Genomic DNA, 5,260 nt, shown 5'->3' with positions numbered 1-5,260 from the left:
GGACCCTACGTTCGACGGCCTGTCAGAAGTCGAACAGGTCCTCCAGGAAGGACTCCTTGCGCTTCTTCTTGTACCGCGGGTCGTGGCGGCGGTCGTCGTACGACCCGTACCGGCGTTCGTTGTCGTACCGGCGGTCCCGGTCGTAGCGCCGGTCGTCGTCACGACGCCGGTCGTCGTCGCGGCGCCGGTCGTCGTAGCGCGGGTCGTAGGCCGGCTGCGGCGAGCCGTACGCCGGGCCGGCGTGCACGGGGTTGGGCGCAGAGGGGGCGGCGGGTGCGGCCGGCGGCGTCGCCGGCCGGTTCTCGGCCGCGATCTCGGTCTCCACCGAGCGGTCGATCACCTTGTCGAGCTCGCCACGGTCGAGCCACACGCCACGGCACGTGGGGCAGTAGTCGATCTCGATCCCCTTGCGCTCGGACATGACGAGCGTGGTCTGGTCGATGGGGCACAGCATCGGATTGGTCTCCTTGCGGTCGTCGTCTACCGATCGGCCAACGGACGGGGCGGGCCCGCGGTTCCTCGGAGGCCGTCGGCGAGCCCGTCCGCGAGCGCGCCGGCCGAGCCGCCGTCGCCGTCCGCGACGATCGCCCACACGATCGCCGCCGCGACGAGCAGGCCCGCCAGCACGGCGAGCGTGATCTTCCACGCCGACCACGGCCGCTCCCCGACCACCTCGGCCGTGCGGGCGTTGACCAGCACCTGGAACGGTTTGCCGCCGTACAGGTACGTGGCGATCCACACGGGCAGGAGAAGGAGCTTGTAGGTCACCGCCGCGTAGCTGGTGTGCACCTGGTGCACGCGCTGCACGTCGCCGCCGATGTCCCGTTCGCAGTCGTTCTCGATGACCGGCGCCATCTCCCCCTTGGCGTTCTCCAGCCCGGCCTCGGGCTCGACGTCGTACCGCAGGGTCTCGTAGCCGGCGAGGTAGTCGGGCTGGTAGGCCCGGGCCTGCTGGAGCGGCCACGGGCTGAGCTTCGCCAGGTGCTCGGGCATGACGCGGTGGGTCCCGGTGACGAGGACGTCGTCGAAGTCCCGCGCCACCGTGCCCGACGCCGGGTACCAGCGGGTCTTCTGCACCTGCCGGGTCTGGGTCTGGCTGCGGCCCTCGGAGTCGGTGGTCGTGTACGTCTCGGTGACCCAGTAGTGCTCGCCGCGCTGCCCGGTGTAGTCCGAGCGGGTACGCGCGTCGAACGTCCAGTGCGGCAGGTAGACGCCGTGCGCCTGCTCCGCCGAGACCACCTTCTTCAGGGCCGACGGCGCGAACCAGCGTGAGCGCACCCAGGTCTGCAGGGCGCCCTGCATGGCCGACCGGTCCACCTCGAAGGGCAGCACGGCCTCGGGCTCGACGAGGCCGAGCGTCTCGACCTCGGCGACCATCGGCGAGCCGCAGAAGCCGCACTTCTGGGACAGGTGGTCGCTGGTGGTGACCGCGCCGCAGGTGTCGCAGCGGTAGTCGTGCGCCGCGGGCGCGGCGGGCCGCGCCGTCGCCGCCAGGGCCGCGAAGTCGTGCTCGCGCACCTCGCGGACGACGGCGGCGACCTCCTGCTCGTAGCCGCAGTACGGGCAGGTCAGCGTGCCGGTCCCGGCCGCGAACTCGACCGCGGCCCCGCACTGCGCGCAGGGGTAGGCGTGGTGGGCGGCGGGGCCGCCGTCGGTGAGCTCCGCCATGCTCAGGCCTGCGGCAGCGGGGGCGGTGTGGCGCCCAGGTGCTTCGCCACGTCCGGGACCGACGCCGCCGGCTCCCAGCCGGCCATGCCGGCACGCCAGATGAGCGTGGTCGCCGTGAGGGTGCCCGCGGCGGCCTGGCCCGCGAGCGCGGCGTCGTCAAACGGGCCGGTCTGCGCGCCGCCGTTGCCGAGGTACCAGCCGCCGGGCAGGGGCGGCGGGCCCGACGCGGCGGCCGGGGCCGGGGCGGGCGCCGCGGGCGCCGGCTGCGTGGGCGGCACGATCGCGTTGCCGACCCCGTGGCCCAGGCCCATGCCGATCACCGCGCCTGCGGCGCCGCCGCCGTCGGCCGCCGCCTCCATGGCCTGGCCGGCCTGGAACTGCTGGAAGGCGGCCATGCTGCCCACGGTGCCCGACGAGACGATGCCCATGGACGTGCGCTTGTCGAGGGCCTCCTCGACCTCGGGCGGCAGCGAGATGTTCTCGATGACGAACTTCGGCACGGAGATGCCGATGTCGGCCAGTTCCTCGGTGAGGCGGGTGGCGAGCTGGTCGCCCAGGTCGCCGTGGTGCGCGGCGAGCTCGATCACGGGGATGCCCGACGTGGCGAGCACGCTCGCGAGGTGGCTCACCACGTTCTGCCGCAGGTACTCGTGCACCTCGTCGGTGCGGAACTGCGGGTCGGTGCCGACCAGCTCGCGCAGCAGCACCTGGGGGTCGGTGACCCGGGCCGAGAACGCGCCGAAGGCCCGCACGCGCACCATGCCCAGCTCCGGGTCCCGCATCATGACGGGGTTCTTGGTGCCCCACTTCATGTCGGTGAACTGGCGGGTGCTGACGAAGTACACCTCGGCCTTGAACGGCGAGTGGAAGCCGTGCTTCCAGCCCTTCAGCGTCGAGAGCACCGGCAGGTTCTGGGTCTCCAGCGTGTAGGTGCCGGGCTGGAAGACGTCCGCGATGACGCCCTCGTTGACGAAGACCGCGGTCTGCGACTCGCGCACCACGAGCCGGGCGCCCATCTTGATCTCGCTCTCGTAGCGGGGGAACCGCCAGACGATCGTGTCCCGGGTGTCGTCGAGCCACTCGACGATGTCGACCAGCTCGCCCTTGATCTTGTCCAGCAGGCCCATGTCGTCTTCCTCTTCTCTCCGCCCGGGCACCCGCCCGGAAACCCCAAGCACTCGGACCCTACAAGTCCGGTACGTCCGGGCAAACGAAAAGGAGTCCCGTTCGGTGCCCAGGATGTCCCACGGGTGTTCCACGCGTTGTCGGGCGCCTGCCGGTGGACCGGACATGTGAGAGAGTTTCACCGCAGGGTGACTACCCGGCGAACCTGTCCGGAGGTGCTAGGACCGATGACCGTCCTCGTGGCATACAACGAGTCGCCCCAGGGTGAGGCGGCCATGCGCGCCGCCGTCGCCGAGGCGGTACGGCGCCGGCAGGAGCTGGCCGTCCTCGTGCTCACGCCGCAGGCGGACACCAAGGTCCCCGCGTCGCTCGCGCACCTGCTCGACACCGTCCCCGGCACCGTCACCGTCGCGCCAGTCACGTTCCGCGCCGAGCAGGCCGAGGTGGCCGACGCGATCGTCGACCAGGCCGAGGCCGTCGCCGCGGACCTCGTGGTCATCGGCTCGCGCAAGCACTCTACGGTGGGCACGTTCCTGGTGGGGTCGACGACGCAGCAGGTGCTGCTCGACTCCCCCGCCCCGGTCCTGGTGGTCAAGGCCAGCTACGCCTGAGCCGGAGACCCAGGCGTAGCCGCACTACTTCACTGCGCCCGACGTGATGCCCGAGATGATCTTGCGCTGGGCCACCACGAACACGACCAGCAGCGGCAGGCTCATCAGCACCACGTAGGCGAAGATCAGGTGCCAGTTGTCCAGGTACAGCCCGGCGCTGGCCACCTGGAACAGGTTCAGCGGCAGCGTGTCGAGGCGCCCGCCGACCACGAAGAACGCGTAGAAGACGTCGTTCCACACGTACAGGCAGATCAGGATGGTCGCCGTCGAGAGCACCGGGGCGAGCAGCGGCAGGATGATCCGGCCGAACACCCGCAGCGGCCCGGCGCCGTCGACCCGCGCCGCCTCCTCGAGCTCCACCGGGATGGTGCGGATGAACCCGGTGACGAAGAAGATCACCGTGGACAGGTACATGCCCATGTAGACGCCGATCATCCCGATCGCCGTGCCCGCGAGGCCGAGCTGGCGCAGCAGGAGCACCACGGTCACCACGGCGGGCGGCAGCACGATGCCGCTGATCGCCAGCGCGTAGAGCACCGCCATGAGGCGCGAGCTGCGCCGGGCCAGGACCCACGACGCGAGCGAGCCGAGCGCGAGCACTCCGACCACCGCGGGGACCATGACCAGCAGGCTCCCGAAGAACGCCGCGGGGACCCGCCCCTGGTCCCAGACGGCCGCGAAGTTCTCGGCGTACTGCCAGGTCGTGGGCAGGGAGAGGTCCGGGTTAAGGGCCTCACCCTGGGACTTGCCCGCGGTGACGACGACGATCCACAGCGGCAGGCCGATCAGCAGCACGACCGCGAGGATCGCGACCACCGGCTGCACGCGCCGCCAGAGGCCGTGCCTGCCGCCGTTCAGGGAGCGGGTGCTCACAGGACTGGTGCTCACAGGACGTCCTCCCTCTTGCGCAGGGTCCGGATGACGGGGAACGCGAGGGCCACCACGACCACGAAGAGCACGAGACTCATGGTCGTGGCCTGGGCGAACAGCCCCTGCCCGAACGTGCGGAAGATGAAGATGTTGAGCAGCTCCGTGGTGCGCGCCGGCCCGCCCCCGGTGGTCGCCTGCACGATGTCGAACCCGTTCATCGAGCCCAGCAGCGCCGTCGCGACGTTGAAGGTCAGCGCGGGCGCGAGCAGGGGGAACCGGACGTCGCGGAACGTGGTCCACGCCGAGGCGCCGTCCAGCCGCGCGGCCTCCAGCACGTCCTCGCTGATGGTCTTGAGGCCCGCGAGGTAGATGAGCATCGACAGCCCCATCCACTTCCAGGCGTGGATCAGCGCGACCACGACCAGCGTCCAGGTCGTGTCGCCCAGCCACGGGATCGTGACCGGGTGGCCCACGAGCGCGCCGAGGATGGCGTTGGCGGCGCCGTCCGGCTTGAGGATCGCCTGGAACACGTAGCCGGCGGCGAGCGCCGACATGACCACCGGGATGAAGAACATGACCCGCGCGAACCGGTTGATCCGGGTGTCGCGTTCGAGCAGCAGCGCGAGGAGCAGCCCGAAGAGGTTCTGGAAGATCGCCACGAGGACCGCGTACACGAGCGTGATCCGCAGCGACGTCAGGAGCGTGCCGCTGGCGAGGAGGTCCTGGAAGTTCTGCAGCCCGACGAACGCGATCTCGCTCTTGAAGCTCGACCAGTCGGTGAGCGCGTAGACGAAGTTGAAGATCGTCGGCAGGAAGAAGAACACGCCGAGCACCGCGAACGCCGGGATCAGGAAGGCGGCGGGGTGGCTCGCGCGGTGGCGGCGGCCGGTGCGCGGCGTCGGGCGGCGCGACGCCGGCGGTCGCGCCGGCGGGATCGATGCTCTTGCGGTGGTCTGTGCGGTCACGATCAGTCCTCGGACGGTGGG

Annotated in this window: 6 protein-coding genes; 1 reads left to right on the top strand and 5 read right to left on the bottom strand. The window is 71.1% G+C overall.

Annotated elements, in window-relative coordinates:
* Positions 1–22 precede the first annotated feature (22 nt).
* From ACFWEJ_RS27050 to ACFWEJ_RS27040, 3 genes are read right to left on the bottom strand one after another with little or no spacing between them, the layout of a single operon-like run.
* A complete protein-coding gene (locus tag ACFWEJ_RS27050; protein WP_377232266.1) occupies positions 23–454 on the bottom strand; it encodes a zf-TFIIB domain-containing protein in 432 nt (143 codons plus the stop codon).
* A 26-nt stretch (positions 455–480) separates the two neighbouring features.
* A complete protein-coding gene (locus tag ACFWEJ_RS27045; protein ID WP_377232265.1) occupies positions 481–1,668 on the bottom strand; it encodes a hypothetical protein in 1,188 nt (395 codons plus the stop codon).
* Between the two features lie 2 nt (positions 1,669–1,670).
* Positions 1,671–2,795, bottom strand: coding sequence for an SPFH domain-containing protein (locus tag ACFWEJ_RS27040; protein WP_377232264.1), 1,125 nt, complete (start codon positions 2,793–2,795; stop codon positions 1,671–1,673).
* A gap of 225 nt (positions 2,796–3,020) precedes the next feature.
* Here ACFWEJ_RS27040 and ACFWEJ_RS27035 point away from each other — a divergent pair, with 225 nt between their 5' ends.
* Positions 3,021–3,404: a universal stress protein gene (locus tag ACFWEJ_RS27035; RefSeq protein ID WP_377232263.1), complete on the top strand. Its 384-nt coding sequence runs from the start codon at positions 3,021–3,023 to the stop codon at positions 3,402–3,404.
* 24 nt (positions 3,405–3,428) lie between these two features.
* On the opposite strand, the gene ACFWEJ_RS27030 is transcribed toward ACFWEJ_RS27035, so the two are convergent.
* Both ACFWEJ_RS27030 and ACFWEJ_RS27025 read right to left on the bottom strand, forming a co-directional pair.
* Positions 3,429–4,292, bottom strand: coding sequence for a carbohydrate ABC transporter permease (locus tag ACFWEJ_RS27030; protein ID WP_377232262.1), 864 nt, complete (start codon positions 4,290–4,292; stop codon positions 3,429–3,431).
* The gene (locus tag ACFWEJ_RS27025; RefSeq protein ID WP_377232267.1) at positions 4,289–5,239 is read right to left on the bottom strand and encodes a carbohydrate ABC transporter permease; all 951 of its coding nucleotides are present in this window, start codon (positions 5,237–5,239) and stop codon (positions 4,289–4,291) included. Before ACFWEJ_RS27025 ends, ACFWEJ_RS27030 begins: the two co-directional genes overlap by 4 nt.
* Positions 5,240–5,260 lie beyond the last annotated feature (21 nt).

Source organism: Promicromonospora sp. NPDC060204, assembly GCF_042728455.1.
In the GTDB taxonomy this organism is placed as follows: domain Bacteria; phylum Actinomycetota; class Actinomycetes; order Actinomycetales; family Cellulomonadaceae; genus Promicromonospora.
Note: the sequence above shows the minus strand (reverse complement) of the source record. Positions and strands in the feature narration are given on the sequence as shown.